The following is a 26,894-nucleotide window of genomic DNA, read 5'->3' as shown; positions in this document are numbered from 1 at the left end:
TGGCCTCCTCAGCGGCTCGTGGCGTCGTGCGGAGTGTCCGGGTGGGAACGCTGTTCGGGTGTGCCCTGACCGACGGGCTCCTCGCCGAGCAGGTCGGCGAAGAGGGCCCGGTAGTGCACGACCGCCTGACGCAGCTCCTCGGTGCTCGCCTCACCCCGCGAGTTGCGCAGGTGGATCTCGTGCGCGTCCCGGTAGTTGGTCAGGGTGCGGGCGTGCTCGACGGAGAGGTGGGCGATCTGGTCGGAGAAGTCACCGGTCGGGTAGCCCCGCTCCTCGATGAGTCGGGTGACCAGTTCGTCCGCGTCGCCCACGGTCTCACCCGGCGAGTCGATGAAGCGGATCTGGAGCTCCTCCCAGGCGGCGGCGTACCGCGCCCGCGACTCCGGGCTGAGCGGGGTGAGCGTGAGCTCGGCGTGCCGGCGCTCCCGGTCGCGTAGCTCACGCTCCGCGGCGGACCGGCTCTCCTGCTCCTGCACCACCCGGTCGTACTCCGGTCCGAACCGGCTCTGCAGCGCGCGGCGGCGACCGATCGTCCGGACGGCCACGGCGATCGCCGCGATGATCACCAGCACGACGAGCACGATGACGACTATCTGCGTGGGCGACATGGGCTCCTCCTTCGTCATCTGGTATTCCCTCCGCGTACTGATCGCCAATCCCGATCCGGGGGACTTTCCTTGCCGATCACGGTCCGGCGTGGCGGTAGCTGACAGAAACCTGACTCATTCCAGATAGTCCGCGTTGGCGGACTGGCCCCCGTCGTACGGCATCGCCGGCAACGTCTGATCCTTTCCCGCCCAGCACCAGCGCCCCGGGGAGCGCGACAGCGGGGCGCTTGCCGTACTCGCGAGGCGCGCTCCGCAGCCCGGACGCCGTTCGACGGCGGTAGTGCAACCGGGCGTGATTACGTATCCTGCCCAAGGCGCGCGCGCCGGTGCCCGGCCCGACGACCGGGTACGCGACCGGCGAGCGCGCTGCCCGGCGGTGCCGGCGCCCCTCCTGCCACCCTTGACGGGCGAGGTCTGATGAGAACCCGCGACTGGCCTATCCGCTCGAAGCTGACCGCATTGGTCGTCGCGCCGGTGACCGCGCTCCTCGCGCTGTGGATCTTCGCGACGACGTTGACCTTCGGCCCCGCCCTGAACCTGCTCTCCGCGCGCACCCTCCTCTACGACCTGGGACGCCCCGGCGAGGCGGTGGTCACCGAGCTGCAACGCGAGCGTCGCCTCTCGGTGGTGCAGCTCGCCGGCGACACCGAACTGCCCGCGTTGGCCGAGCAGCGCCTGCGTACCGACCGGGCGGTCGCCGAGCTGCGTCGCCGGGTCGACGGGGAGGCGTTGCGTTCCGCCGCCGACGACCTGCTGGAGGACCGCGTCGACCGGCTGGTCACCGCCCTGGCGGCGCTGCCGACCGGACGGGACTTCATCGACGACGGGATGATGGACCGCGCGGGCGCGATCGGCCTCTACAGCGGCATGGTCTCGGCGGCCTTCCAGGCGTTCTCCGCCCTGGCGAACCTGAGTGACCCCGCCATCAACCGGCAGGCGCTGGCCCTCACCACGCTGGGCCGCTCCCGCGAGCTGCTGGGCCAGACCGACGCGATGCTGGCCGGTGTGCTGACCGCCGGGAAGTTCGCCAACGGAGAGCACGCGCTGCTCGTGCAAACCATCGGCAACCAGCGATGGCTCACCGAGAGCGCGGTGGCAGACCTGCCCGAGACCGCACGCGCCGCGTACCAGCGGCTGACCGAGAGTCCCGACTTCACCAGCCTGCGGGCCATGCAGGACGCGCTGATCGGTGCCAACCGGTCCGGTCGGCCACCGGTGGACGCCGCCGTGTGGCAGGCCAGCCACGACGCCGTGCAGCAGGAGTTGCGCGACTTCGAGCTGGCCGAGGCCGACAACCTCACCGACCGCTCGGTGCCGATGGCGGTCGGGATCCTGGTCCGGCTCGCCGCCGCCGGGGTGCTCGGTCTCGTCGCCGTCGTGGTCTCGGTGCTGGTGGCGCTGCGCGTCGGCCGCACCCTGGTCCGGCGGCTCAGCGGAGTCCGTACCGCCGCCCTCGAACTGGCCGAGCACCGGCTGCCCGACGTGGTGGCGCGGCTACGTCGCGGCGAGCACGTCGACGTCGCCCGGGAGGCGCCACCCCTGGAGTACGGCCACGACGAGATCGGCGAGGTCGGGCGGGCCTTCACCGAGGTGCAGCGCACCGCCGTGCAGGCAGCCGTGGACGAGGTCACCCTGCGCCGAGGGCTCAACGAGGTGTTCCTCAACATCGCCCGCCGCAGCCAGGGCCTGGTGCACCGGCAGTTGCACCTGCTGGACCGGATGGAGCGCCGCGCCGAGGACCCGGACGAGCTGGCCGAGCTGTTCCAGGTGGACCACCTGGCCACCCGGCTCCGCCGGCACGCCGAGGACCTGGTCATCCTGGCCGGCTCCGCGCCGGGCCGGGGGTGGCGCAACCCGGTCGCGATGGTCGACCTGGTCCGCGGGGCGATCAGCGAGGTCGAGGCGTACGACCGGGTGGACATCACCGTCGTACAGCCGGCCGGTGTGCTGGGCCGGGCGGTGGGCGACATCATCCACCTGCTCGCCGAGCTGGTCGAGAACGCCACCGCCTTCTCCCCGCCGGACACGCGGGTGACCATCACCGGGGAGCAGGTCGCCGACGGGTACGTCCTGTCGGTCACCGATCAGGGGCTGGGCATGTCCGCCACCGCGCTCGAGAACGCCAACACCCGGCTGACCAGCTCGCCCGAGTTCGATCCGGCGCAGAGCGCCCGCCTCGGTCTGTTCGTGGTGGCCCGGCTGGCGGCGCGGCACTCCGTACGCGTGCGACTGCGGTCCCCCGAGGACGGCGGCGTCACCGCCGTGGTGCTGATCCCCACCGACCTGGTCACCGCCGAGCCACCGGCCGGCCCCGACCCGGCGTCGCTCGACGCCGCGCCCGGTGACCGGCGACTGACCCGACCCGTACGCCGGACGACGGCACCCCGGTCGCGCGCCGGTCGTACCACCTCGGCCCCGGTCGTCACCAGTGACCCGACCACCCTCGTCCTGCCCACGGGCCTGGCGTCCGATCTGCCGGCCGCCACGGACGAGCTGCCCTCCGACGGGACGGCGGACGACCTGGAGGGGCTGCCCCGGCGGGTACGGCGACGTACCCCCAACGCCCTGCCCCGGCCCGCCGCCGCCGACACGCCGTCGCCCCGCTCGCCGGAGGAGGTACGCCGGGTGATGGCGTCCCTGCAGGCCGGCACCGCCCGGGGTCGGGCGACCGTGGTCGCCCCGGCGGCTCCGACCTCCGCCCCCGCGCCTCCGCCCTCCGCAGCGCCGGCGATCCCGGCCGCTGCGCCGACGGCGGTCCCGGCTCAGCGATCCGCGGCGACCCCGGAGACCGGGTCCGCTGCCGATTCGGGATCCTCCGCGCCCCCGAAGGCCTTCGAACCGACAGTGACTGAGAGGGACGCCTAGTGCGGGAAACGACGAAGCAGAGCGCCAGCCTCGACTGGTTGCTCGACGAGCTGGTGCAGCGGGTGCCGGCCGCCCGGGAGGCGGTCGTGCTCTCCGCCGACGGACTACTGCTCGGCTCCTCGGCCGAGTTGGAACGCGCCGACGCCGAGCACCTCTGCGCGCTCGCCGCCGGCTTCTCCAGCCTGGCTCGGGGCGCGAGCCACCACGTGGACGGTGGTCCGGTCCGGCAGACCGTGGTGGAGATGGAATCGGCGTACCTCTTCGTCACCACCGCCGGCCAGGGCGCCTGCCTGGCCGTGGTGAGCGACGCGGACGCGGACATTGGCCTGGTCGCGTACGAGATGGCGATGCTGGTCATCCGTGTCGGGGAGAACCTGACCGCGTCGGCCCGACCGCCCGCGGGCGTCGGTGATGCGGGCTGAGCCGCCCGGCCCCCAGCACGAGTGGCTGGACGGCGACGCGGGCCCGGTGGTCCGTCCGTACACGCTCACCGGCGGCCGGGTGCGCTCCGGGGCCGACGGCTTCGACCTGGTCGCGTTCGTGTTGGCCGCCGCGGACCTCGACCCGGCGGCCCACCCGCAGTTGCCGCCGGAGCACCGGCGGTTGGTCGCGTTGGCCGGACACCCGGTGTCGGTGGCCGAGCTGGCGGCCGAGCTGGACCTCGCGGTCGGTGTGATCCGGGTGCTGCTCGGCGACCTCCTCGCGCAGGGCCTGGTCGCGGTGCACGAACCGCCGGCCAGCCGCGATCTTCCCAACGACGACATCCTCAAGGCGGTGGTCAGTGGACTCCGTGCGCTATGACCATGCGGGCTCAGCCGTCACCGTTCCGCTGGCACTGAAGATCCTCATCGCGGGGGGCTTCGGCGCCGGCAAGACGACGCTGGTGAGCGCGTTGAGCGAGGTCCGGCCGTTGCAGACCGAGGAGGTGCTGACCGACGCCGGCATCGGCACCGATGACCTCTCGGGGGTGGAGGGTAAGACCACCACCACGGTGGCGATGGACTTCGGTCGGATCACCATCAACGACGACCTCCAGGTGTACCTGTTCGGCACCCCCGGCCAGGACCGGTTCTGGTTCCTCTGGGACGAACTGGCCTTCGGTGCGCTCGGCGCGGTGGTGCTGGCCGACACCCGGCGGTTGGCCGACTGCTTCCCGTCGATCGACTACTTCGAGCAGCGTGGCATCCCGTTCGTGGTGGGGGTGAACTGTTTCGAGGACACCCGTCGCTTCGACCTGGAGACCGTACGCCGAGCGCTCGACCTGGACCCGGACGTGCCGATGGTGCTCTGCGACGCCCGGGACCGACAGTCCGGCAAGCTGGTGTTGATCTCCCTGGTCGAGCACGTGGCGCGGCAGCGCGGCGAGCCGGTGTCGGCCTCCTGAACCGCCAGCGCGTGTCCGGCGGACCGCCCCGGCGTCGAAAAGCCGGTTAGCCGGTCGGCTTCCTGGGCAGCTCTGGTTGGATCTACTCCAGGATGCCGGCGAAGGGGTGCAGCGTGACTGGTCCGGGCGAGATCGTCCACATCGGGGGTTACACCGCGCAGAGCGGCGGGCGGGCGGACGGCATCGTCGCCGCACGCCGCGACCCGGCCACCGGAGCACTGACCCCGCTCGGCACGGTGGCGGTCACGCCGTCGCCGTCGTTCCTCGCGCGGCACCCCACGCGGCCGGTGCTCTACGCGGTCAACGAGTTGACCGACGGTCTGGTCAGCGCCTGGCAGGTCTCCTCGGACGGCGCGCTGGACGCGCTCGGCAGCTTCTCGACCGGCGGCGCCGAGCCCTGCCACCTGGCGGTGCTGCCTGACGGTGGGCACCTGGTGGCGGCCAACTACGGCAGCGGAAGCGTCGCGGTCTTCCCGCTCGACGAGCAGGGCGTGCCCGGCGAGCGCACCGATCTCGTGGTGCACGAGGGCCACGGCGCCGACCCGGAACGCCAGGAGCGGGCGCACGCCCACATGGTCTCTCCCGGCCGGGACTCCGAGCCCCTGCTGGCGGTGGACCTCGGCACCGACTCGGTCTACCGGTACGACCTGGACAACGCGAGCGGGCGGCTGGTGCCACGCGGCCCGCGGATGCGTACGGCGCCGGGCGTCGGGCCCCGGCACCTGGCCCGTCACCCCGACGGTCGGCGCTGCTACCTGGTCGGCGAGTTGGACGCCACGGTCACCGCGTACGAGCTGTCCGAGGACGGGTCACTGCACCAGCGTGGCCGGGTCGACGCCAGCGGGCGGACCGGTCACGTCCAGCCCTCGGAGGTCGCTGTCGACCCGGACGGGCGTCTTCTCTACGTCGCGAACCGCGGTATCGGCACCATCGCCGTCTTCGACCTGACCGGTGAGCTGCCCGCGCTGGTGTCCGAGGTGGACACCGGCGGGGAGTGGCCGCGACACTTCGCGCTGATCGGCGAGCATCTCTACGTCGCCGACGAGCGGGCGGACATGGTCCGGGTGCTCCGACGTGACCCGAGCACGGGCGTACCGGCTCCGGTGGGCGAGCCCGTACCGCTGGCGAGCCCGACGTGCGTCCTGCCGTGAGCGGACGGAATGACGGAAGCGAATGCGAGAGCGCGACAGGTTTGGCAACGCCGTGGGGCCGATTCGTCACTCTCTGTTGCTAAATGGTGATCAACTGTTTCTCCTGCGTAACTTTAGTCCGAACGGATGTGGCAGAGACGGCACCTAATACGCAAGATGGTCAGCGTGTCTGCAGGCCGCCATCGAATGCGTTCGAAACTCCATCTAGCAGCCGCCGCCGCGATGGCGACGGTTCTCGTCGTCACCACCGGCGTCTGGTTCGGTTATAAGGAGCTGATCCAGCCAAGCTGCTCAGGGGAGATCCGACTCGCCGTGGCGGTCGCCACCGAGCTCGCGCCCGCCGTGGACGCCGCCGCCTCCCAGTGGGTGAAGGACGGCGCCGCGGTCGGCCCTACCTGCATTCGCGTCGATGTCTCGGCATCCGACCCGGTCGACGTGGCCGCCGTGGTGGCCGCGAAGCACGGTGCCGTACTCGCCGGCGTCGGCCAGGCCAGCGGCACGGCTGTCACCCCGGACGTCTGGGTGCCGGACTCCTCGACCTGGCTGCTGCGTCTCAAGAAGGACGCCACGGCATTCGCGCCGACCAACGGGGCCTCCATCGCGCGCAGCCCCGTCGTCGTGGCGATGCCCGAGCCGGTGGCGACTCGGCTCGGCTGGCCCAACGCCAAGTTCACCTGGACCGATCTGCTCAAGCAGGTCAACAGCAGCAAGCCGTTGCGTACCGGAATCGTCGAGCCGACCCGCGACGCGGCCGGGCTGTCCGGCCTGCTCTCGCTGACCACGGCCGCCAGTGGCGCGGGCGGCGACGCCCAGCGCAACACCGTGGGCGCGCTGCGGGCGCTGGCCACCGGTCGCTCCTCGCTCCGCAACGACCTCCTCGCCCGCTTCCCGACCGCCACGGACCCGACCACCATCGCGAGTGGCCTCGGTGCGGCGGCGCTGTCCGAGGAAGACGTGATCGCGTACAACAGCAAGAAGCCGCCGGTGCCGCTCGCCGCGCTCTACATGGAGCCGGCGCCGATGCCGCTGGACTACCCGTACGCGGTGCTGCCCGGCATCGAGCCGACCAAGGCGGCGGCGGCGAAGGTGCTGTTCGAGCTGCTCACCGCGCCGAAGTTCCGGGACCGCCTGGCGGCGCAGTCGCTGCGCGGGCCGGACGGCAACTGGGGTGCCGGCTTCAACGCCCCGCAGGGCGCGCCGAGCCCGGCCGGTGGCGCGTCGACCGCCCCGGCGGCCGGCGGCACCGCGGCGGGCGGCCTGGACCCGGCCGCGATACAGCGTGTCGTGTCCAGTTGGTCGATCGCCACCCAGTCCGGCCGGATGCTCGCCGTCATCGACGTCTCCGGCTCGATGAAGGACGAGGTGCCCAGCGCCAACAACCGCAGCCGGGAGGAGGTCACCGTCGACGCGGCCCGCCGCGGTCTCGGGCTCTTCGACGACTCGTGGTCCATCGGCCTGTGGACCTTCTCCACGAAGTTGGTCGGCAACCGCGACTACCAGGAACTGGTGCCGATCGGACCGCTCTCCGGCCAGCGGGCCCAGTTGGAGGGGGCGCTCGCCACCGTCAAGCCGTCCAACGGTGACACCGGCCTGTACGACACGATGCTGGCCGCGTACCAGGCGGTGCAGGAGGACTGGCAGCCCGGCCGGGTCAACTCGATCGTGCTGTTCACCGACGGCAAGAACGAGGACGACAACGGCATCAACCAGCAGCAGCTGCTCGCCAAGCTCAAGCAGATCGCCGATCCGGAGCGGCCGGTGCAGGTCATCATGATCGGTATCGGTGAGGGCGTCAGCAAGGCCGAACTTGAGTCGATCACGAAGGTGACCGGCGGGGACGTCTTCGTCACCAAGGACCCGAGCGAGATCGGCAGCATCTTCCTCACCGCCATCGCGCGGCGCCCCCCAGCCCCGCGCTGAGCCGCCACTGAGCAACAAAGAACCCGTCGTACCGGTGAGCCGGTACGGCGGGTTCCTTTTGTGGCCAGGGGATTGAAGAAAAGTGACGGCAATACGTCGGAAGCAATCGGCAGTCATAGTTGTCAGGGCAGGATGTCGACGTGTTCCGGCAATGTCGGCCCGCCTTCGGCCCGACCCGTCGGCCGGGGCCGTCCTGAGCAGAGTGGGAGGGCCGGTGACGACCGCGACACTGTTGACCCCCGCCGACACCTCGGCGCCGCCGAAGGACCGTCCGAGCGGACTGGTGGCCCGTGCCGACGAACGTTCCTACATCCGGGTGCTGGTGGTGCTGGACACCACCGTCCTCATCATCGCGCTGCTCGTGGGATACGTCGGCAGGTTCGGTGACGAGGAGCCGGTCGGCTCCAAGATCCCGTACGTGCTGGTGGCCCCCGGCCTGGTCCTGGCCTGGCTGATCTCCCTCAAGGCGCTCGGATGCTACGACGACCGGGTCGTCGGCTACGGGGCGGACGAGTACCGGCGGGTCAGCTCCGCGAGCCTGCGACTGGCCGGCGCGATCGCCATCGCCGGCTACATCGCCGACGTCGGAGTCTCCCGGGGTTTCCTCGGCATCACCTTCGCGGTTGGCACGGTCGGTCTGGAGGTGGCCCGGTTCGCGGCGCGCAAACGGCTGCACCGGGCCCGCTCGAAGGGGGCCGGCTGGTCCCGCCGGGTGCTCGTCGTCGGCGACACCGCACACGTCCTGGAACTGGTGCACACCCTGCGCCGCGAGCCGTACGCCGGCTACCAGGTGGTCGGCGCGTGCATCCCCGACGCGCTGCTGGCGCCGGTGGCGCAGCGGCTCGGTGACGTTCCGGTGGTGGGTTCGTTCCGGGGCATCCCGGAGGCGGCGACCGCGATCGGCGCGGACACCGTGGCGGTGACCGCCTCCGGTGAGCTGACCGCAACCCGACTGCGTCGACTCGGCTGGCAGTTGGAGGGCACCGGCGTCGACCTCGTCGTGGCCCCCGCGCTCACCGACGTGGCGGGTCCGCGGATCCACACCCGCCCGGTCGCCGGGCTGCCCCTGATCCACGTCGAGGCGCCCGAGTTCCGGGGTGCGCGCAAGTTGGTCAAGGGCTTCGTCGACCGGTCGATGTCGTCGGTCGCCCTGGCGCTGCTCCTGCCGCTGATCGCGGTCATCGCGTTGGCCATCAAACTGGACAGCCGCGGGCCGGTGTTGTTCCGGCAGGTCCGGGTGGGGCGGGGCGGGCAGGAGTTCGGGGTGTTCAAGTTCCGGACGATGGTCGTCAACGCCGACGCGCTGCTCGCCGAGCTGGCGGCCCGCAACGAGACCGACGGCCTGATGTTCAAGATGCGCGACGACCCTCGGGTGACCCGGGTCGGCCGGCTGCTGCGCAAGTGGTCGCTGGACGAGCTGCCGCAGCTGGTCAACGTCCTGCTGGGCCAGATGAGCCTCGTCGGGCCGCGTCCGCCGCTCCCGTCCGAGGTGGCCCGCTACGACGGCGACGTGGCCCGGCGACTGCTGGTCAAGCCCGGCATGACCGGGCTGTGGCAGGTCAGTGGCCGGTCCGACCTCAGTTGGGAGGACGGCATCCGACTCGATCTCTACTACGTCGAGAACTGGTCGCTCGCCGCCGACCTCACCATCCTCTGGAAGACCGCCGGCGCGGTGCTCAACAGTCGTGGCGCGTACTGACCGGCACGCTCACGACTGCGGGCCGGTCCAGTCCAGGCAGACCACCACGGCGTCGTCGACGAGGTCGCCGGCCACGAAGGCGCGCAGGTCGCCGAGGAGCGACCGGACGGCGTCCAGCGGCTCCATCGGGCCCGTCCGCCGCAGGAACCGGTCCAGTGCCGTCTCGCCGTAGCGGATGCTCTGCCCGGTGGCGTCCACGACGCCGTCGCTGACGACGAACAGCCGGTCACCGCGTTCCAGCGTGAACGTCTGCTCGTGGTAGTCGGTCGCCTCGAACATGCCGAGCGGGAACTGCGCCTCAAGCGGCTGTTCGGTGACCTCACCCCGGCGCAGAAGGACGAGCCGTGGTGAGCCGGCGTCCACCACGGTCACCGTCCCGGAGCGCAGGTCCAGCTCCATCAGCAGCGCGGAGAGGTGCCGCTTGCCCCGGTACTCGTCGTAGATGGCCTGGTCGGCGAGGGCGGCCTGATCGCCCAGGTTGAGGCCGGCCCGGCGGGCGTTGCGCAGCGCGTGGGTGCCCAGCGACGTGAGCAGCGATGCCGCGACACCCTCACCGCTGCCGTTGACGGTGGAGAGCCAGAGCCGTTCCCCGTCGTCGGACCAGTCGAAGCTGTCACCCCGCACGGCGTACGCCGGTTCGAGCTGCCCGGCCAGGCTGAACGAGGGACGGACCCGGCTCCGGCCGGGCAGCAGGTCCCACTGCATCTCAGCGGCCAGGGTGAGCCGCTGACTGCGTCGGGCCACGCTGTAGACGTCGGTGCCGGGGGAGACGGCGGCCACCTCGTGGGCGAGCGAGGTGGCGATGTCGGCCAGCGCGGCGAGCACCGCCGGGTCGTCGATCACCGGTGCCAGGCGCAGGACTCCCCGGCGTTCGCCGCGCATGCTGACCGGGAACCAGGCGACGCCGTCGACCAGAACGGGGGACTGGTGGTCGAAGGCACGCCAGGCGGGGTGGCCGGCGCCCCGGAGAGGGTCACCCTCGGTGAGGGGCAGCAGCTCCGCGAGGCGGTAGTCGACCTGGTACAGCTCCGCCTCGGAGATCCCGTACGCCTCGTCGAGAACCGTGCGGACCCCACCCACGAGACGGTCGGCGGGTGTCTCGTTCAGGGTGCGTCGTGCCCGATTGACCGGTTCGCTCATCAGGCCTCCTTCATCCGAGCTCGACCACCTCTGGGTTCGGAGTAGTCTCGGGCCACCATGGCCGAAAACAACGGTCCACCGGACCCTGCGACGAGTATGGCTGCCGCATTGGACGCGGCGGCGGGTGCCCTGCTGGGCGTCTGGGATTCCGCCCGCGAGGCGACCGTCAGCCGGGTGTCCGGTGCCCAACTACGGGCGGTGATGGTGGTCGAGCAGTACGACGGGATCAACCTACGCCGGCTCGCCACCCGTCTGGACATGTTGCTGAGTTCCGCCAGCCGCCTGTGCGACAGGTTGGTCGCGGCCGGCATGCTCGAGCGTGAGCCGGGGCGCTTCGACCGGCGGGAAATCTCCCTGCACCTCACCCCGGAGGCCCGTCGGCTCCTCGCGGAGCTGCGCAACGACCGTCAGGAGCGGCTGGCCGCCGTGTTGGCCGCGATGAGCCCGGCGGGTCGCGCCGCGCTGATGAGCGGGGTGCGGGAGTTCGACGAGGTCGCCCGTCGGCAGCGGGCGCGCAACGGGCCGGACGACGGGGACTCTCCGCGCGGGCGAGACGAATGGCCGCAGGACCCGGACAGGCCCGACGGCCCGGCGCGCAAGTCGTCGGAGCACCCGGACCGGCCGAGCCGAGGGGTGTGGCAGGGCGGGGGGGCAGGACCGGAGCGGATGGTGGGCCCGACCCGCGACTGGTCCGCCGGCGAGCCACCGGTGGCGCGGACCGCCTGACGGTCGAACGCAGGGTTCAGGCCGGTGTCGACGCGCACACCGCCAGCATGGCGATGTCGTCGGCGGCCTGCCCGCCCACCCACTCGTCAACCACCTGGAGCAGCCGGTCGACCAGGGCCGCCGGAGGCAGACCGGCCGCCGCGGCGAGTGCGCCGCGCAGCCGGCGTTCGCCGAACTTCTCCGCGTGGGCCGGGCCTCCGCTCGCCTCGGTTACCCCGTCGGTGTACGCGAGGAGCAGATCGCCCGGATCGAGGTGCACCCGTACCTCGGTGAACCGGGCGTCGGTCAGCGCGCCGACCGGCATACCGCCCACGGGGACATCCGTGACGGAACCGGCGGCCGTGACCAGCAGCGGCGCGGGGTGGCCGCCGCCGGCGATCCGGAGATCCACCCCCGTCGGTCCGTGCTCCATCCACCCGAGCAGCAGGGTGGTGAGCTGGCTGCGCCGGGCCGCGTCGGGCGCGTCGAACAGGGTGCGGTTGAGCAGGTGGATCAGCTCCAAAGGGCGCTGTTCGACGAGCCGTAGCGTCTGTAGCGACTGACGGACCCGCCCGGTCAGCACGGCCGCGCCGACGCCCTTGCCGGACACGTCGCCCAGCGCGAACAGCGCGCCGCGCGGGTGCGGGAACACCTCGTAGAAGTCCCCACCGATGCGCAGTGTGTCGCCCGCGGACCGGTAGCCGCCGGCCAGGCGTACGCCGGGCACCGTCGGCAGTTCCGGCGGGAGCAGGCTGGTCTGCAACACCCGGGCCAGGTGGGCCTGCTCGCCGTACAGCTCGGCGGCGGCCAGCGCCGCGCCGGCCCGCGCGGCGAATTCGCGGGCCAGCTCCCGGTCGCGGGAGTCGAAGTCGGCCCGCCCGGCACGGCGGACGAGCAGCAGGGCCCCCGCTGGGCTTCCGGGGCCGCGCATCGAGCTGACCAGCGCCGCGCCGGGCCGGCCGAAGTTGGGCGGAAGCAGGGCGGTCAGCCCGGCGACGTCGGCGTCCGGCCAGGGGGTCGGCTCGCCGAGGTCGCCGTCGAACGCCGCGCCGAGATCGGGGACGAGGTCGGTCAGCTCCTCATCGGCCACCCCGGTCACCGGGGCCGGCTCGTCGTCGGCGTACCGCGTGAAGCGGGGGTGCGGCTCGGCCGGCGCGGGCGGGCGGAGCAGCGCCACGGCGGCGTCGGCCAGGTACGGCACGGCGAGGGTCACGGTGGTACGGAGTGTCTGGTCCCGGTGCAGCGAGAGCCCGAGCCGGCTGCCGGCCTGGGCGAGGAAGGCGGTGCGGGAGCGTTCGGCCAGCAGGGCGTCGGTGCGGGCGTGCTCCTCGGTGACGTCGCGGACGTACCAGGCGTACCGGTCGCCGGCGAGCTGCCGCCGGGCGCCCCGCAGGTGGCGGCCGTGGTGCTCGGCCTCGAACGCGGCGGTGCCGTCGCGGACGGCTCGGGCCAGCGCCGCCATCGCGCAGCCGGACAGCTCGACGCCCGCGACGATCTCCGGCAGCAGCTCGACCGCCCGGGCGTTGACCAGGGTCACCCGGCCGGCCGCGTCGGTCGTCAGCACCGCCTCGGCGAGCCCGTCGAGCAGCTCGCGGGCCAGCGGTGGGTCGGCGGGCAGCCCGGTGCCGCCGTGGCGGGTCGGACGGCGCGACGTCTGCCCGTCTCCGCCGACCGGACCGGCCGAGCCGCCCCGTTGGGTCGTGGTCACCGCCCGACGCCGGCCCGCGCCCGACGACCTGTACGCATACTGCTCCCGGACTCCTCGCCTGCCGATCGTTGCTCGACGGCAAGGGTACCGAGCCGCACCGACACAAGCCCAGACCGCGTCGGCGATGGTCAGCCGGCGCGGTTCAGCCAGCCGGCCGGTCGGGCGACGATCCGCCGTACCACCGATCCGGCCGCGCCCACGGCGGCGGCCTCCGGCCCGAGGGTCGACGGGCGGACCGTGACCGGTGACCAGGCGGCGGTGAGCACCCGGGCCTTGATCTCGGCGAGCACCGGTGGGCAGAGCCACGGGGCGAGCGGGGCGTACCCGCCGCCGAGGACCACGGTGTCCAGGTCGAGCAGGTTCACCACACTGGCGACCGCCACCCCGAGGGCGGTGCCGGCGTCGTGCAGGGCGCGCAGCGCGGCCGGCTCGCCGGCCTCGGCCAACTCGGCCAGGCGGGCCGTCGCGGTGTCGGCGGGCAGCTCCGCCCGTACCAGTCCGGCGCCGGCCACGATCGCCTCCTGACCGGCGTACTGCTCCAGGCAGCCGCGCCCACCGCAGCGGCAGGGCCGCCCCTGCGGGTGTACCGGCAGGTGCCCGATCTCGCCGCTCCAGCCGCGTACGCCCCGGAACAGCGCGCCGTCCAGGACGATCCCCGCGCCGATGCCGACCTCGCCGGAGATGTGCAGGAAGCTGGCCGGGCCGGGCGGCCGGGAGTGCAGCTCGCCGAGCGCGGCGAGGTTGGCCTCGTTGTCCACCACCAGGGCCGGTACGTCCGGTACCCGATCGGTGAGGGGCGGGTGCGCGCTCAGCAGCTCGGGCACCGGCACGTCCCGCCAGCCGAGGTTCGGCGCGAGCCGGACCTGTCCGGAGCCGTCGATCAGGCCGGGTACGGCGAGCGCGGCCCCGGCGAGCGTGAGGCCCTGCCGGGCCGCGTCGACGCGGGCCTGTCGGGCGAGGTCGACGAGGCGGGCCAGGGCGTCCTCGGGCGCGACCGGGCGCAGGTCGGCGCGGTGCACGGTGCGGTGGCGGATCTGGCCGGCGAGGTCGACGACGCATACCGTCAGATAGTCGACGTTGACTTCGAGTCCGAGCCCGGCCGGGCCCTGGTCGGCCAGGACCAGTCCGCGTGCCGGGCGGCCGGCGCCGGCCCGGGGCGCCGGCTCGGCCTCGCTGACCAGTTGGCCCGCGAGCAGGTCCTCGACGACTGCGGAGACGGTGGCCCGGGTCAGCCCGGTGGCCGTGGCCAGGTCGGCGCGGGACGGGGGTCGGTCGGCGGCGGCGATCCGGCCGAGGACCAGGGCGAGGTTGAGTTCGCGCAGGCTGCCCTGACGGGCCGCGCCGACCGGGGCGTGGGTGGGGCTCACCCCTTGACACTGCCATAGGGTGGGCAAATAATTCAATCGCTGAACAAATACCTGACACCACCATCCCGGAGGCCAACCATGGCACCTCGTCCCACCCCCGCCGACAAGTTCTCCTTCGGGCTCTGGACCGTGGGCTGGCAGGCCCGCGACCCGTTCGGCGACGCGACCCGCCCCGAGCTGGACGCCGTCGAGGCGGTGCACCGGCTCGCCGAGCTCGGCGCGTACGGCATCACCTTCCACGACGACGACCTGATCCCGTTCGGCGCGGACGCCGCGACCCGCGACCAGCACATCGCGCGGTTCCGCAAGGCCCTCGACGAGACCGGCCTGGTGGTGCCCATGGTCACCACCAACCTCTTCACCCACCCGATCTTCAAGGACGGCGGCTTCACCAGCAACGACCGCGACGTCCGCCGCTTCGCGCTGCGCAAGGTGCTGCGCCAGGTCGACCTGGCCGCCGAGCTGGGTGCGAGCACCTTCGTCATGTGGGGTGGTCGCGAGGGCTCCGAGTACGACCTCGCCAAGGACGTCCAGGCCGCCCTGGACCGTTACCGCGAGGCCGTCAACCTGCTCACCCAGTACTCCATCGACAAGGGCTACAACCTGCGCTTCGCCCTGGAGCCCAAGCCGAACGAGCCGCGCGGCGACATCCTGCTGCCGACCATCGGGCACGCGCTCGGCTTCATCTCCCAGCTGGAGCACCCGGAGCTGGTCGGCCTCAACCCGGAGGTCGGGCACGAGCAGATGGCCGGGCTCAACTACGCCCACGGCATCGCCCAGGCGCTCTGGCAGGGCAAGCTGTTCCACCTGGACCTCAACGGCCAGCGTGGCATCAAGTACGACCAGGACCTGGTCTTCGGCCACGGTGACCTGATGAACGCGTTCGCCCTGGTGGACCTCCTGGAGAACGGCGGCCCGAACGGCGGGCCGACCTACGACGGTCCCCGACACTTCGACTACAAGCCGTCGCGTACCGAGGACATGGACGGGGTGTGGGCGTCGGCCGCGGCCAACATGAGCACGTACCTGCTGCTCAAGGAGCGCGCGGCGGCGTTCCGCGCCGACCCGGAGGTCGTCGAGGCGCTGGCCGCCAGCAAGGTCGGCGAGCTGAGCACGCCGACGCTCGGCGACGGCGAGGGCTACGAGGAGCTCCTTGCCGACCGGTCCGCGTTCGAGGACGTCGACGTCGACGCGGTGGCCGCCCGGGGCTTCGGCTTCGTCCGGCTCAACCAGCTCGCCGTCGAGCACCTGCTCGGCGCCCGCTGAGGCCCCGCAATGCCGCTGGTCGCGGGCGTTGACTCGTCCACCCAGTCCTGCAAGGTGGTCATCCGGGACGCGGAGACCGGTGCCCTGCTCCGGCAGGGTCGGGCACCGCACCCGGACGGCACCGAGGTCGACCCGGAAGCCTGGTGGCAGGCGCTGCGCGGCGCCGTCGACGAGGCCGGTGGGCTGGCCGACGTCGCGGCGGTCTCGGTCGCCGGCCAGCAGCACGGCATGGTCTGCCTCGACGAGGGCGGCCAGGTGGTCCGTCCGGCCCTGCTGTGGAACGACACCCGCTCCGCCGACGCCGCCGCCGACCTCGTCGAGGAGGCCGGCGGCGGCGAGGCCGGGAGTCGCTTCTGGGCCGACGCCACCGGCAGCGTGCCGGTGGCGAGCTTCACCATCACCAAGCTGCGCTGGCTGGCCCGGCACGAGCCGGAGCAGGCCGCCCGGGTGGCCGCCGTGTGCCTGCCGCACGACTGGCTGACCTGGCGGCTGGCCGGCGCGCCCGGCCTGTCCGCGCTGCGGACCGACCGGGGGGATGCCAGCGGCACCGGCTACTGGTCCCCAGCCACCGGCACCTACCGTCCGGACCTGCTGGAACGGGCGTTCGGTCGGCAGCTCGTGGTGCCCGAGGTGCTGGGCCCGGCCGAGTCGGCCGGTCGGCTGACCGGGGAGTGGGGTGACGCCCTGCTGGGGGCGGGCACGGGCGACAACGCCGCCGCCGCGTTCGGCGTCGGCGCCGGTCCCGGCGACGTGGTCGTCTCGATCGGCACCTCCGGCACCGTCTTCAGCGTGGCCGACGTGCCGGCCGCCGACGACAGCGGTGCCGTGGCCGGCTTCGCCGACGCGTCCGGTCGCTTCCTGCCGCTGGTGTGCACGCTCAACGCCGCACGCGTGCTGGACGCCGCCGCCACGATGCTCGGTGTCAGCCTGGACGAGCTCGCCGAGTTGGCCCTCTCCGCCCCCGCCGGCGCGGACGGGCTGGTCATGGTGCCCTACCTGGAGGGCGAGCGGACGCCCAACCGTCCGCTGGCCACCGGGGCCGTACACGGCCTGACCCTGCGCACCTCGACCCCCGCGCACCTGGCCCGGGCCGCCGTGGAGGGCATGCTCTGCGCCCTCGCCGACGGCTTGGACGCGCTGACCGCGCAGGGGGCCACCGTCCGCCGGGTCATCCTGGTCGGCGGTGGGGCACGGTCGGCCGCGGTCCGCCGGATCGCGCCGCAGGTCTTCGGCTGCCCGGTCGTCGTGCCACCCGCCGGGGAGTACGTCGCCGACGGGGCCGCCCGCCAGGCCGCCTGGGTCGCCCTGGGCGGTCCGACGCCACCGCAGTGGGACGTCAAGGGCACCGAGGAGTACGCGGCGGAGCCCGTCCCCGCCGTCCGTGACCAGTACGCGGCGGCTCGCGGGCTGGTGCTCGACCGGCGTTAGGGTTCGATCATCTCGTGCTATCCCGACACGTCCCCTGTCCGATGCAATGCACTTCCCAAAGGCAACCACAGCCGATAGCTTCGTTAGAGCTGCCTGATTGGTAGTGCGTGGGGGGTGTTGGCGCAGCTAGCTGCGCCAGCATCGCGCGCGCGATGGTAGTACTGCGGCGGATTGCTGCGCTGGAGGGGTAATGAATAACGCCGGACTCGACACTCAGCCCAGCGCTAAAACCTATGACCTGGAAGACCTGATAAGCGAGGCGTGGAATGGCGGAATCCGCGTTCCTCACTTTCAGCGAGATTTTCGGTGGGGTCAGCAGGATGTCATTCGCCTGTTCGACAGTATCGTCAGGGGCTATCCAGTAGGCAGCCTTCTGCTCTGGGTGCGACGGTCGCCTGCTCAAAAGATCGCACTTGGTGTATTGGAGATCGACGCGCCGTCCACTGACAATGCGCTCTGGGTAGTCGATGGGCAGCAACGTATAACTAGCTTGGCGAACGCCCTGCACCCTGAGGGCAACCGGCATCCCCCGTTCAACATCTTCTACGACCTGGTTGACCGAGATTTCGTACCGCCGCCGCTCGTCGACGATCCCCGCCTCATTCCATTGCCCGTGCTTTTCGACCTTGACAAGTTACTTGACTGGTTCGCGGGGCCGGGGCAGGCGGTTTCCGATTATTTTCCTGAAGCTCGGCGCATTGCCAAGCTGCTGAGGCAATTCAAGGTTCCGGCTTATTTGGTTAAACAAGAAGACGAAGCAATTTTGACCGATATCTTTGATCGGATGAACAATTATGGGAAGAGGTTGAGTCGAGCCGAAATATTCTCATCGCTATTTGCGGGTCCCGAAAGTGGCGCCAAAGATCGACTTTCCATTAGTCGAATTGCCGAGAGGGTAGCAGCCCGTACTGGCTTCGGGACCATTGATGATGATACAGTTCTCGCTGCCATTCTTGCACGGCGCGGTTCAGATCCCATGCGTGAGATCCGTATCGAGTTCGATGACAGTCGACGACGCTCGAGTGCTGAGTTCCCGGGTGAATCGCGAGATACTGCCTATAGTGAAGGCGAGCAAGCTCTAGTTCGGGCAATCGAGTTTCTCCAGGAAAGTGCGGGGGTTCCGCATCTTTCATTCCTGGCGTATAGATCACTTCTCGTCGTCATGGCCAGGTTTTTTGCGCATTTTCCCGATCCGAAAGAGCGAAGCCTCCAATTGCTCAGGCGGGTGTATTGGCGTGTCGCGGTCTCGGGGCCGGCTGTATTCAAGGGTAGCTTCACGCAGTTGAGTAGAGCTTTGTGCGCTCGGATTCACCCCGGTGATGAACGATCTTCGGTCCAAGGCTTAATCGACTCGATCAGCGAGGCTGGACCCACGATTCCGAATCCTGAGCGCTTCAAAACCAACGAGGCAGGGGCGAAGATCATCCTATGCTCCTGGTGGGCTTTGCGGCCACGTTCGCCCTACACTGGAGAGCGATACGATCAGCAAGAACTCACAGACCTACTCGCTGACCAGTCAACCGCTGCGTCAGCGGTTCGTCGCGTATATCCCCGTGGCCTGCCGCTTAAGCAGCAATTGTGGTCAGCAAACCGCATCTTCGTTCCCACTACGACGGATCCTGTCGACGAGTTGCTGACTCTCCTCGGTCGGCAGCCCATCGGCCTTGATGAGAAGGCGTGGGAGGCAGTTCTTAAATCCTATTGTGTCGACCGACGAGCAATAGAAGCATACAATTTGGGAGATCGGGATGGCTTCCTAAGGGCTCGCCAGGAAATCGTCAGTTTCCGCCTGCGTGGCTTCCTTCATCGGATGGCCGAGTGGGACTTCGAGGATACTCCATCCCTCGAACTCTTGGAATTTGAGGACCCTGAGGAGTTCGAGAGGGATTCGGATGAAGCAGCCTGAAAAGTATCACGCTGTTCTGCTTCACGGATATCGGATTGGTACGCTTTGTCAGCGCGGTGACCATACCCGTTTCATGCTTAACAGGGAATATATCGATAATTCCGATCGAGCCGTCTTGGGTCTTCGTTTCGAGGAGATGCTGTCAAGGCCCTATGCTGCCGCGCTTAGATTGCCCCCATGGTTTTCAAATCTGCTCCCTGAGGGTCCGCTTCGTCAGTGGATCGCAAGCGACAGGGGCGTTTCTTTGGACCGCGAGATGGAGCTTCTTGCGCAGGTCGGGCACGATCTTCCTGGCGCTGTTCAAGTTTTGCCGGCGGAAGATTGGGATGTAGATCCAGCATGGTCTGGCCGCGACTCCGGCATTGGCCGCAGACGGGGAGGCACCCTACGGGATGAAAGTCCTTGGCGATTTTCGTTGGCGGGAGTAGCACTCAAATTTTCGATGCTCGCACAAGGTGATCGGCTGACCGTCCCAGCAGTCAATGACCGAGGCGACTGGCTTGTAAAATTTCCTGACTACAGGTTTACGGAAGTTCCTGTCAATGAGTTCGCAATGATGTCGTTCGCCAGTGCTGCTGGAATTGATGTTCCAGAGGTGCGTCTGGTGCATCGAGATGAGTTGATTGGACTTCCGGCGCGAATGTGGCCGAATCGGGAGGAGTGGGCCTTCGCAATCAAACGATTTGATCGCCTGGACGGGGATCGAAAGGTCTCCGTGCATATGGAAGACCTCGCTCAGGTGCGTGACTTTTACCCTGAGGAAAAGTATCACAGCACCTACGAAACAGTTGCTGGCCTGGTCTATCGAGGGCTTGATGTCGACGGGTTATGTGAATTCGTGCGAAGGTTGGCGTTTTTTGTGCTTATCGGCAATGGTGATGGGCACCTGAAGAATTGGTCGCTGATCTATAAAGACAAGCGCACGCCTTCACTTGCGCCCGCTTATGATGTTGTGTCTACGCAAGTCTACCGTGACATGGCGGATGGTCCTGAGGACCTAGGATTAAAGTTCGGGCGCAGCAGAAGGTTCGAGGATGTCCGTCTAAGTACCTTCCAAGCGCTCGAGGATAAGCTTCGTGACCGTCTCGGTCCGATTAATCTTAGCCTGCGTGATGTGGCAGCTGAGGCGATCGAGCGCGCCCTCGACGTATGGCCAAACTTTCACTCGTTATTGCAGGAGAACAGGAGTCTCCTTGAGGGGATTGATAGTTGGATCGTGTCCAGGTCTCGGGCCCTCCGATAGGCATTTCTAGGATGGGACTTGACCCCTCCGCATCGAGCCGGCTGAACCCTGAGGTGCGTCATAACACAGCAAGTCTCAAGCGGGTCTCCAGCGCACCGGCTGTACAGCGTCGTGGTGTTCGTGGTGCTCGCCTCGTTGGACAACGTGGCGATCGGACTGGTCCCCCCGCTGTACGGGCCGATCGCCCGGACGTTCGACGTGTCGACCGGGCTGCTGGGCGTGGTCACCGCCGTCAGCTTCCTGGTCAGCGCGGTGGCCGCCGTCGGCTGGGCGTACGTCGGGGACCGCGGCAACCGTAAGCCGCTGCTCATGGTGGGCACGCTGCTCTGGGCGGTGGGCACCGGCGGCAGCGCGCTCGCCGGCGGGTACCTCACGTTTCTGGCCGCCCAGTTCGTCGCGGCGGTCGGCCTCGGCGCGGTCGGCTCGGTGGGCTTCTCGGTGGTCACCGACCTGATCTCACCGGCCCGCCGTGGGCTGGTGATGAGCTTCTGGGGGCTCTCTCAGGGCGTCGGCACGCTCGCCGGCACGCTTGTCGGTGGGCTGCTCGGTGCGACCGACTGGCGGCGGCCGTTCCTGTTGCTGACCGGGGTGGGGCTGACCGCCACCGTGGCGTACCTGTTCACGTACGACATCCGTCGCGGCCAGAGCCAACCGGAACTGGTGGACGCCCTGGACTCCGGTGCCGAGTACGACTACCGGATCAGCCGGGCCGACCTGCCGCGCATCCTGGACCGGCGGACCAACCGGTGGCTGATCCTGCAGGGGCTGACCGCGCAGGCCGCCTTCGGCTCACTGGTGTGGCTGCCGAGGCTCTTCGCCGAGCGGGCCGAGGCCCAGGGCTACTCGGAGTCGACCGCCGTGGTGGTCGGCAGCGTCTTCGCCACCCTGTTCCAACTCGGCGGGGTCCTCTCCATCGTGGGCGGCCTCATCGGCGACGCGGCGCAGCGGCGTACCCTCCGGGGCCGGGCAGTGGTCGCGGCGGTCGGCATCCTCGCCGCGCTCCCGTTCTACCTGGTGTTGTTCTTCGTGCCGGTGACCATCGACGTGCCGGACGGCGGGAGCGGCGGCGCGGTCGTCGGCGCGGTGCTGGCCAGTGTGTTCACCGAGCCGTCGGTGGGGCTGAGCCTGCTCACCGCCGTGGTGGCGCTCGCGTTGACGTCGGCCAACTCGCCGAACTGGTTCGCGCTGATCGCCGACGTGAACCCGCCGGAGCACCGGGGGACCGTCTACAGCCTCGGCAACCTGGTCAACGGCGTCGGCCGGGCGGCCGGCAACGGGCTGGTCTGGGGAGCCTTCCAGGGGCTGCGAACGGCGTTCCCGCCGCCGCTGAACTTCGCCGTCGGCCTGGCCGCGTTCCAGCTCTTCTTCATCCCCACCGGCGTCATGTACTGGCTAGCCTCCCGCACAAGCCCCAAGGACATCAAAAACGTCCACAACCTCCTGAACACCCGCGCCGACCGGCTCTGAACGCGCCCCACCCCTGCCCCGGTCGATCATGGAGTTGTGGTGCCCGGAAAGGCTCTCATCGAGCCTTTTGCCACCACCACAACGCCATGATCGACGAGGGGATCAGCCGCGGAGCCAGACTGTTACGTCGGTGGGGATGGTGTCCTCGTTCAGGGGTGCGCTGGTGGCTAGGACCTCGGCGTTGGGCGGGACCGGTACGGGGGCGTCTCCGAAGTTGGTCAGAACGGTCACGTCGCCGTTGCGGAACACCAGCGTCTCGTCACCGGAGGACAGCCACTCGAGCGTGCCCCGGCCCAGAGCGTGGGCGCGGCGTAGCCGCAGCGCCGCGCGGTACAGCTCGTACGTCGAGCCGGGCACCTCGCGCTGCCGGTCCAGCGCGTACTCCGCCCAGGACGGCGGCTGCGGCAGCCAACTGGCGTCGGTGGGTCCGAAGCCGTACGACGGGGCGTCGGCCTCCCACGGGATCGGCACCCGGCAGCCGTCCCGGCCCCGCTGGGTGTGCCCGCTGCGCGCCCAGGTCGGGTCCTGGCGGGCCTCGTCCGGCATGGTGGTGTGCTCGGGCAGGCCGAGCTCCTCGCCCTGGAAGAGGTACGCGGAGCCGGGCAGGGCGAGCATCAGCAGGGTGGCCGCCCGAGCCCGACGCAGGCCGAGCGCGGCGTCCGGCTGCGGGTCACCGATGCCGATGCCGTTGGGCCGGCCGCCACCGATCGCCAGGCCGAGCCGGGAGGCGTGCCGCACCACGTCGTGGTTGGACAGCACCCAGGTAGTCGGCGCGCCCACCGAGTCGGTCGCTTCCAGGGACCGGGTGATCACCGCGTACTGGGCCGGCGCGCTCCACGCGGCGAGCAGGTACTCGAAGTTGAACGCCTGGTGCATCTCGTCCGGGCGGACGTAGCGGGCCAGCCGCTCGGCCGGCTCGACCCACGCCTCGGCGACCAGCACCCGTTCACCGGGGTAGCTGTCCAGGACCTGCCGCCACTGCCGGTAGACCTCGTGCACGCCCTCCTGGTCCCACATCGGCGGTCGTGGCTTGTCGATCTCGTTGCCGGAGAGGATCTCCTGGGGCTCCTGCCAGTCGGGCAGGTTCGCCTGCTTGATGAGGCCGTGCGCCACGTCGACCCGGAAACCGTCCACCCCCCGGTCCAGCCAGAACCGCAGGACGCCCAGGAACTCCTCGTGCACCTTCGGGTTGTCCCAGTTGAGGTCCGGCTGGCCGGTGTCGAACAGGTGCAGGTACCACTGGCCGGGCTGGCCGTCCGGGTCGACCGTGCGGGTCCACGCCGGACCGCCGAAGACGCTCTGCCAGTCGTTCGGCGGCTGCTCCCCGGCCGGGCCGAGGCCGTCGCGGAAGATGTACCGGGACCGCTGGGCGCTGCCCGGGGCGGCGGCCAGGGCCTCCTGGAACCAGCGGTGCGCCGAGGAGGTGTGGTTGGGCACCAGGTCGACGATCACCCGAAGGCCGCGCGAGCGGGCCTCGGCGATCAGCTTGTCCGCGTCGGCGAGGGTGCCGAACAGCGGGTCGACGTCCCGGTAGTCGGCCACGTCGTAGCCCGCGTCGGCCTGCGGCGACGGGTAGAACGGGGACAGCCAAACCGCGTCCACCCCCAGCTCGACCAGGTGGTCGAGGCGGGAGGTGATGCCCGGCAGGTCACCGATCCCGTCGCCGTCGGAGTCGGCGAACGAGCGCGGGTAGATCTGGTAGATGGCGGCCTCGGTCCACCAGCCGGTGGCGGTCTGCTGCGTCGGGTCGGTGTTCAGGGTCGTCTCCCGTGTCGTGCCGTGGTTGATGTTTCAGTGTGCCCGGGGCGGTGCGGTGGACTCCCGGACGACCAGCCGAGTGGGCAGGATCACCGGCGAGTCGCCCTCGGGGGTCCGTTGACCGACGATCGGGCCCAGAGTGCGGGCCCCGAGCGGATCGAGCAGTATCCGGGCGGCCAGCCGGCCCTGTTCCGCGGCCGGCTGGGCCACGGTGCTGAGGCCCAGCACGCCGGCCAGGTCGTGGTCGTCGATGCCGACCACGCTGACGTCCTGCGGTACGCGCAGACCGGCATCGCGCAGCGCGGTCATCGCGCCCATCGCCATCTCGTCGCACGCCGCGACGATCGCCGTCGGCGGCTCGCCGCGGGCCAGTAGCTCGGCGGCGGCCCGGTTGCCACCGTCGATGGTGAACGACGACTCGACGTCGAGGCTCGGATCGGGTCGCAGGCCGGCCGACCGCAGTTCGGCCTGGTAGCCCCGGCGTCGGTCGAGGTGGGTGGTGTAGGCCAGTTCGTCGTCGGGGTCGCCCGAGATGTGCGCGATCCGACGGTGGCCGAGGTCGAGCAGGTGCCGGGTGGCCATCCGGGAGGCGGCCACGTCGTCGATGCGTACGCAGGGCCAGTTCGGGACCCGGCTCCCCGAGCTGATGGTCACACCGGGCAGGTCCAGGGCGGCCAGGGCGGTCAGGTCGGCCGGGCGCAGCGGCGTGGCGACCAGCATGATGGCATCCACCCGCTTGTGGAGGTTGGCGGTACGCAGCACCCGCTGGCGGATCTGCTCCCGACCGCCGAGGTTGTAGAGCAGCAGGTCGTAGCCGGAATGGTGGAGGTGCTCCTCGACGGCCTCGACGACGGTGCTGAAGAACCAGCGCGTGATCCGGGGAACGACCACCGCGACCGTGCCGGTGCGACCACCGGCGAGCCGGGACGCGCTCGGCGAGACCGCGTAGTCGAGCTGCTCGGCGGCGGCCAGCACGCGGCGTCGGGTGGCGGCCGAGACCGTCGGCAGCCCGCGCAGGGCCCGCGAGACGGTGGCCGTGGAGACCCCGGCCAGGCGGGCGACATCATCTATCTTCGTCACGGTTCCCCCGCTCGGTACCCGTCGCCCGCCGCCGCCCTTCAGAGGCCGGCGGCGGCGGGCAAGCGGGTCAACCCTTGACGCTGCCGGCGAGCAGACCTCGCACGAAGAAGCGCTGCAGGGACAGGAATACGACGAGCGGTACAACGATCGAGACGAACGCGCCAGCGGTGAGCCGCTGCCACTCGTTGCCCCGGGTGCCGGCCATCTCGGCCAACCGGACCGTGAGCGGCGCGGTCTCGTTGCCGCCACCGGCGAAGATCAGCGCGACCAGCAGGTCGTTCCAGACCCAGAGGAACTGGAAGATGCCGAACGCGGCCAGCGCCGGGGTGATCAATGGCAGCACGATGGTGCGGAAGATCTTCGGGTGCGTGGCCCCGTCGACCCGGGCCGCCTCCATCAGGTCTCCGGGGAGCTGCGAGATGAAGTTGTGCAGCAGGAAGACCGCGAACGGAAGCGCGAAACAGGTGTGCGCGAACCACACCTGGGCGAACTTCTGTTCGTCCACCAGGTCCCACGCCGGCATCAGGGTGACGCCACCGAGGCTGACGCCGGTGGAGAAGAACTTCAGCAGCGGCACCAGGGCCATCTGCAGCGGGACGATCTGCAACGCGAAGATCGCGATGTAGAGCCAGTCCCGCCCGCGGAAGTTGATCCACGCCAGCGCGTACGCGGCCAGGGAGGCGAAGGCCAGCGGGAAGAGCACCGACGGGATGGTGATCGCCAGCGAGTTGATGAAGTAGCTGGCGAGCTGCCCCGACGACGAGGACCGCCCGAAGAGGACCTGTTGGTAGTTCTCGAGCGTGAACTGCGGGTTGGTGAACGCCGTCCACCAGCCGGTCGTCTTGATCTCGTCCTCCGGTCGGAGGGAGGAGACGAGCAGGCCGAAGGTCGGGATGGTCCAGACCACCGCGATGACGATCGACACGAGTGTCGCGGTACGGCTGTTCAACCGCTTGCGAACCCGGCCGGCGGTGCTGGACGGGGTGCCGGCGGTCTTCTGGGCGCCGGCGGCGACGGTGGGCGTTGCGGTCGTCATCTCAGCCCTCCCGCTGACGACGGAGGTTGCGGATCTGGTAGATCACGACCGGGATGACCAGGATGAAGAGGAAGACCGCGAGCGCGGAGCCCTGCCCGTTCTGGCCGTACCGGAAGGCCTGGTTGTACATCTCGCTGGCGATCACGCTGGTGTCGTAGTTGCCGTTGGTCGAGGTCCGGACGATGTCGAAGACCTTGAGCGTGGCGATCGTGAGCGTCACCGCCACGACGATCAGCGCCGGCCGGATGCTCGGCATGGTGATCTGCCAGAACATCTGCCACGGGCTGACGCCGTCGAGCCGGGCGGCTTCGACGATGTCGCCGGGGATGGCCTTGATCGCGGCGGAGAGCACCACCATGGCGAAGCCGGCCTGGATCCAGACCATGATGACGATCAGCAGCAGCGTGTTCAGCGGTGACTCGAGCAGCCACTGCTTCGGCTCACCGCCGAGGCTGACGACGATCTGGTTGAGCAGACCGATCTGGTCGCCGTCGCCGCGGTACGCGTAGACGAACTTCCAGATGATGCTCGCGCCGACGAACGAGATGGCCATCGGCAGGAAGATCAGTGACTTGGCGATCGCCTCGAAGCGGGCCTTGTCCACGAGTACGGCGTAGATGAGGCCGAACGCGGTGGCCACCAGCGGGACCAGCAGCACCCAGACCAGGGTGTTGATCAGAACCCGGACCATGGAGTTGTCGGAGAACATCCAGCTGTAGTTGCGCAGCCCCACCCATTCGGTGCTGCCCCCGTTCATCAGCGAGAGCAGCATGGTGCGGATGGCCGGTACGACAAGACCGATGGTGAGCAGCAGCAGCGTCGGCAGCAGGAAGAACAGAGCGAAGAGCCCTTCCCGCTGCTTGGGTCGCCGGGTCAGCGGCGTGCCGCTGATGGAGGCGGCGACGAGCTGGGCCTCCCGCCGTCGGGCGAACCAGGCAGGCACCACGTCGAGCAGCAGGAGCAGACCACCCACCACCACCACGAAGGCGACCAGCCCGTACATCAGCATGAGGAGCTTCGGCTGCTCGTCGGCGAAGTCGAACTCCATCAACCCTCCCTCTCGGGTCCGGATCGGCCGGTGGCCCCCCGCGCGGGCGCCGGGCCGGGCCCCCCCCGGGAGAAAAAGGCCCCCCGGGAAACGAGGCCCGGAGCCCCCGGGGCGT

At 70.2% G+C, this 26,894-nt stretch carries 21 protein-coding genes; 13 read left to right on the top strand and 8 right to left on the bottom strand.

Annotated elements, in window-relative coordinates; all coding sequences use genetic code 11:
• Positions 1–8: 8 nt before the first annotated feature.
• Positions 9–608: a hypothetical protein gene (locus tag ACLQ25_RS19430; RefSeq protein WP_425732253.1), complete on the bottom strand. Its 600-nt coding sequence runs from the start codon at positions 606–608 to the stop codon at positions 9–11.
• Positions 609–1,025: 417 nt separating this feature from the next.
• On the opposite strand from ACLQ25_RS19430, the gene ACLQ25_RS19425 reads away from it, so the two are divergent.
• The 7 genes from ACLQ25_RS19425 to ACLQ25_RS19395 all read left to right on the top strand — a co-directional run bounded on the left by ACLQ25_RS19425 (position 1,026) and on the right by ACLQ25_RS19395 (position 9,627).
• On the top strand, positions 1,026–3,473 hold the full coding sequence (locus tag ACLQ25_RS19425) for a sensor histidine kinase (RefSeq protein ID WP_425732241.1): 2,448 nt from the start codon (positions 1,026–1,028) through the stop codon (positions 3,471–3,473).
• Complete coding sequence (locus tag ACLQ25_RS19420; protein WP_425732240.1) at positions 3,473–3,895, top strand: roadblock/LC7 domain-containing protein; 423 nt, start codon at positions 3,473–3,475, stop codon at positions 3,893–3,895. Before ACLQ25_RS19425 ends, ACLQ25_RS19420 begins: the two co-directional genes overlap by 1 nt.
• The gene (locus tag ACLQ25_RS19415; protein ID WP_425732239.1) at positions 3,885–4,274 is read left to right on the top strand and encodes a DUF742 domain-containing protein; all 390 of its coding nucleotides are present in this window, start codon (positions 3,885–3,887) and stop codon (positions 4,272–4,274) included. The genes ACLQ25_RS19420 and ACLQ25_RS19415 overlap by 11 nt, the downstream gene beginning before the upstream one ends.
• Positions 4,255–4,857 (top strand): GTP-binding protein, encoded by a 603-nt coding sequence (locus tag ACLQ25_RS19410; protein ID WP_425732238.1) that lies wholly within the window; start codon positions 4,255–4,257, stop codon positions 4,855–4,857. The genes ACLQ25_RS19415 and ACLQ25_RS19410 overlap by 20 nt, the downstream gene beginning before the upstream one ends.
• 113 nt (positions 4,858–4,970) lie before the next feature.
• Positions 4,971–6,008 carry a lactonase family protein gene (locus ACLQ25_RS19405; protein WP_425732237.1) on the top strand — a complete coding sequence of 346 codons (1,038 nt, stop codon included), beginning with the start codon at positions 4,971–4,973 and terminating at the stop codon, positions 6,006–6,008.
• A gap of 165 nt (positions 6,009–6,173) precedes the next feature.
• Complete coding sequence (locus ACLQ25_RS19400; protein ID WP_425732236.1) at positions 6,174–7,928, top strand: substrate-binding domain-containing protein; 1,755 nt, start codon at positions 6,174–6,176, stop codon at positions 7,926–7,928.
• Positions 7,929–8,142: 214 nt separating this feature from the next.
• Positions 8,143–9,627: a sugar transferase gene (locus tag ACLQ25_RS19395; RefSeq protein WP_425732235.1), complete on the top strand. Its 1,485-nt coding sequence runs from the start codon at positions 8,143–8,145 to the stop codon at positions 9,625–9,627.
• A 9-nt stretch (positions 9,628–9,636) separates the two neighbouring features.
• Here the strand turns inward: ACLQ25_RS19395 and ACLQ25_RS19390 are convergent, their stop codons facing one another.
• Positions 9,637–10,767 carry a PP2C family protein-serine/threonine phosphatase gene (locus tag ACLQ25_RS19390; protein WP_425732234.1) on the bottom strand — a complete coding sequence of 377 codons (1,131 nt, stop codon included), beginning with the start codon at positions 10,765–10,767 and terminating at the stop codon, positions 9,637–9,639.
• A 96-nt stretch (positions 10,768–10,863) separates the two neighbouring features.
• Here ACLQ25_RS19390 and ACLQ25_RS19385 point away from each other — a divergent pair, with 96 nt between their 5' ends.
• Positions 10,864–11,493 carry a MarR family winged helix-turn-helix transcriptional regulator gene (locus tag ACLQ25_RS19385; protein WP_425732233.1) on the top strand — a complete coding sequence of 210 codons (630 nt, stop codon included), beginning with the start codon at positions 10,864–10,866 and terminating at the stop codon, positions 11,491–11,493.
• A 16-nt stretch (positions 11,494–11,509) separates the two neighbouring features.
• Here ACLQ25_RS19385 and ACLQ25_RS19380 read toward each other — a convergent pair whose 3' ends face one another.
• On the bottom strand, positions 11,510–13,180 hold the full coding sequence (locus ACLQ25_RS19380) for a SpoIIE family protein phosphatase (protein ID WP_425732232.1): 1,671 nt from the start codon (positions 13,178–13,180) through the stop codon (positions 11,510–11,512).
• Between the two features lie 128 nt (positions 13,181–13,308).
• Entirely contained in the window at positions 13,309–14,547 is a 1,239-nt protein-coding gene (locus ACLQ25_RS19375) for an ROK family protein (protein ID WP_425732231.1), read from the bottom strand.
• A 78-nt stretch (positions 14,548–14,625) separates the two neighbouring features.
• On the opposite strand from ACLQ25_RS19375, the gene xylA reads away from it, so the two are divergent.
• From xylA to ACLQ25_RS19350, 5 genes are all read left to right on the top strand, one after another.
• Positions 14,626–15,813 carry a xylose isomerase gene (gene xylA, locus ACLQ25_RS19370; RefSeq protein WP_425732230.1) on the top strand — a complete coding sequence of 396 codons (1,188 nt, stop codon included), beginning with the start codon at positions 14,626–14,628 and terminating at the stop codon, positions 15,811–15,813.
• 9 nt (positions 15,814–15,822) lie between these two features.
• The gene (gene xylB, locus ACLQ25_RS19365) at positions 15,823–17,241 is read left to right on the top strand and encodes a xylulokinase (protein ID WP_425732229.1); all 1,419 of its coding nucleotides are present in this window, start codon (positions 15,823–15,825) and stop codon (positions 17,239–17,241) included.
• 190 nt (positions 17,242–17,431) lie between these two features.
• The gene (locus tag ACLQ25_RS19360; protein WP_425732228.1) at positions 17,432–19,147 is read left to right on the top strand and encodes a DUF262 domain-containing protein; all 1,716 of its coding nucleotides are present in this window, start codon (positions 17,432–17,434) and stop codon (positions 19,145–19,147) included.
• A complete protein-coding gene (locus ACLQ25_RS19355; protein WP_425732227.1) occupies positions 19,134–20,390 on the top strand; it encodes a type II toxin-antitoxin system HipA family toxin in 1,257 nt (418 codons plus the stop codon). Before ACLQ25_RS19360 ends, ACLQ25_RS19355 begins: the two co-directional genes overlap by 14 nt.
• Before the next feature lie 60 nt (positions 20,391–20,450).
• Positions 20,451–21,857: an MFS transporter gene (locus ACLQ25_RS19350; RefSeq protein WP_425732252.1), complete on the top strand. Its 1,407-nt coding sequence runs from the start codon at positions 20,451–20,453 to the stop codon at positions 21,855–21,857.
• A gap of 102 nt (positions 21,858–21,959) precedes the next feature.
• Here the strand turns inward: ACLQ25_RS19350 and ACLQ25_RS19345 are convergent, their stop codons facing one another.
• The 4 genes from ACLQ25_RS19345 to ACLQ25_RS19330 all read right to left on the bottom strand — a co-directional run bounded on the left by ACLQ25_RS19345 (position 21,960) and on the right by ACLQ25_RS19330 (position 26,779).
• A complete protein-coding gene (locus ACLQ25_RS19345; RefSeq protein ID WP_425732251.1) occupies positions 21,960–23,615 on the bottom strand; it encodes a glycoside hydrolase family 13 protein in 1,656 nt (551 codons plus the stop codon).
• Positions 23,616–23,648: 33 nt separating this feature from the next.
• Entirely contained in the window at positions 23,649–24,695 is a 1,047-nt protein-coding gene (locus ACLQ25_RS19340) for a LacI family DNA-binding transcriptional regulator (protein WP_425732226.1), read from the bottom strand.
• A gap of 67 nt (positions 24,696–24,762) precedes the next feature.
• Positions 24,763–25,731 (bottom strand): carbohydrate ABC transporter permease, encoded by a 969-nt coding sequence (locus ACLQ25_RS19335; protein ID WP_425732225.1) that lies wholly within the window; start codon positions 25,729–25,731, stop codon positions 24,763–24,765.
• Position 25,732: 1 nt separating this feature from the next.
• Positions 25,733–26,779 carry a carbohydrate ABC transporter permease gene (locus tag ACLQ25_RS19330; protein WP_355052210.1) on the bottom strand — a complete coding sequence of 349 codons (1,047 nt, stop codon included), beginning with the start codon at positions 26,777–26,779 and terminating at the stop codon, positions 25,733–25,735.
• Positions 26,780–26,894 lie beyond the last annotated feature (115 nt).

This window comes from Micromonospora sp. DT44 (genome assembly GCF_049841635.1).
GTDB lineage: Bacteria > Actinomycetota > Actinomycetes > Mycobacteriales > Micromonosporaceae > Micromonospora.
Note: the sequence above shows the minus strand (reverse complement) of the source record. Positions and strands in the feature narration are given on the sequence as shown.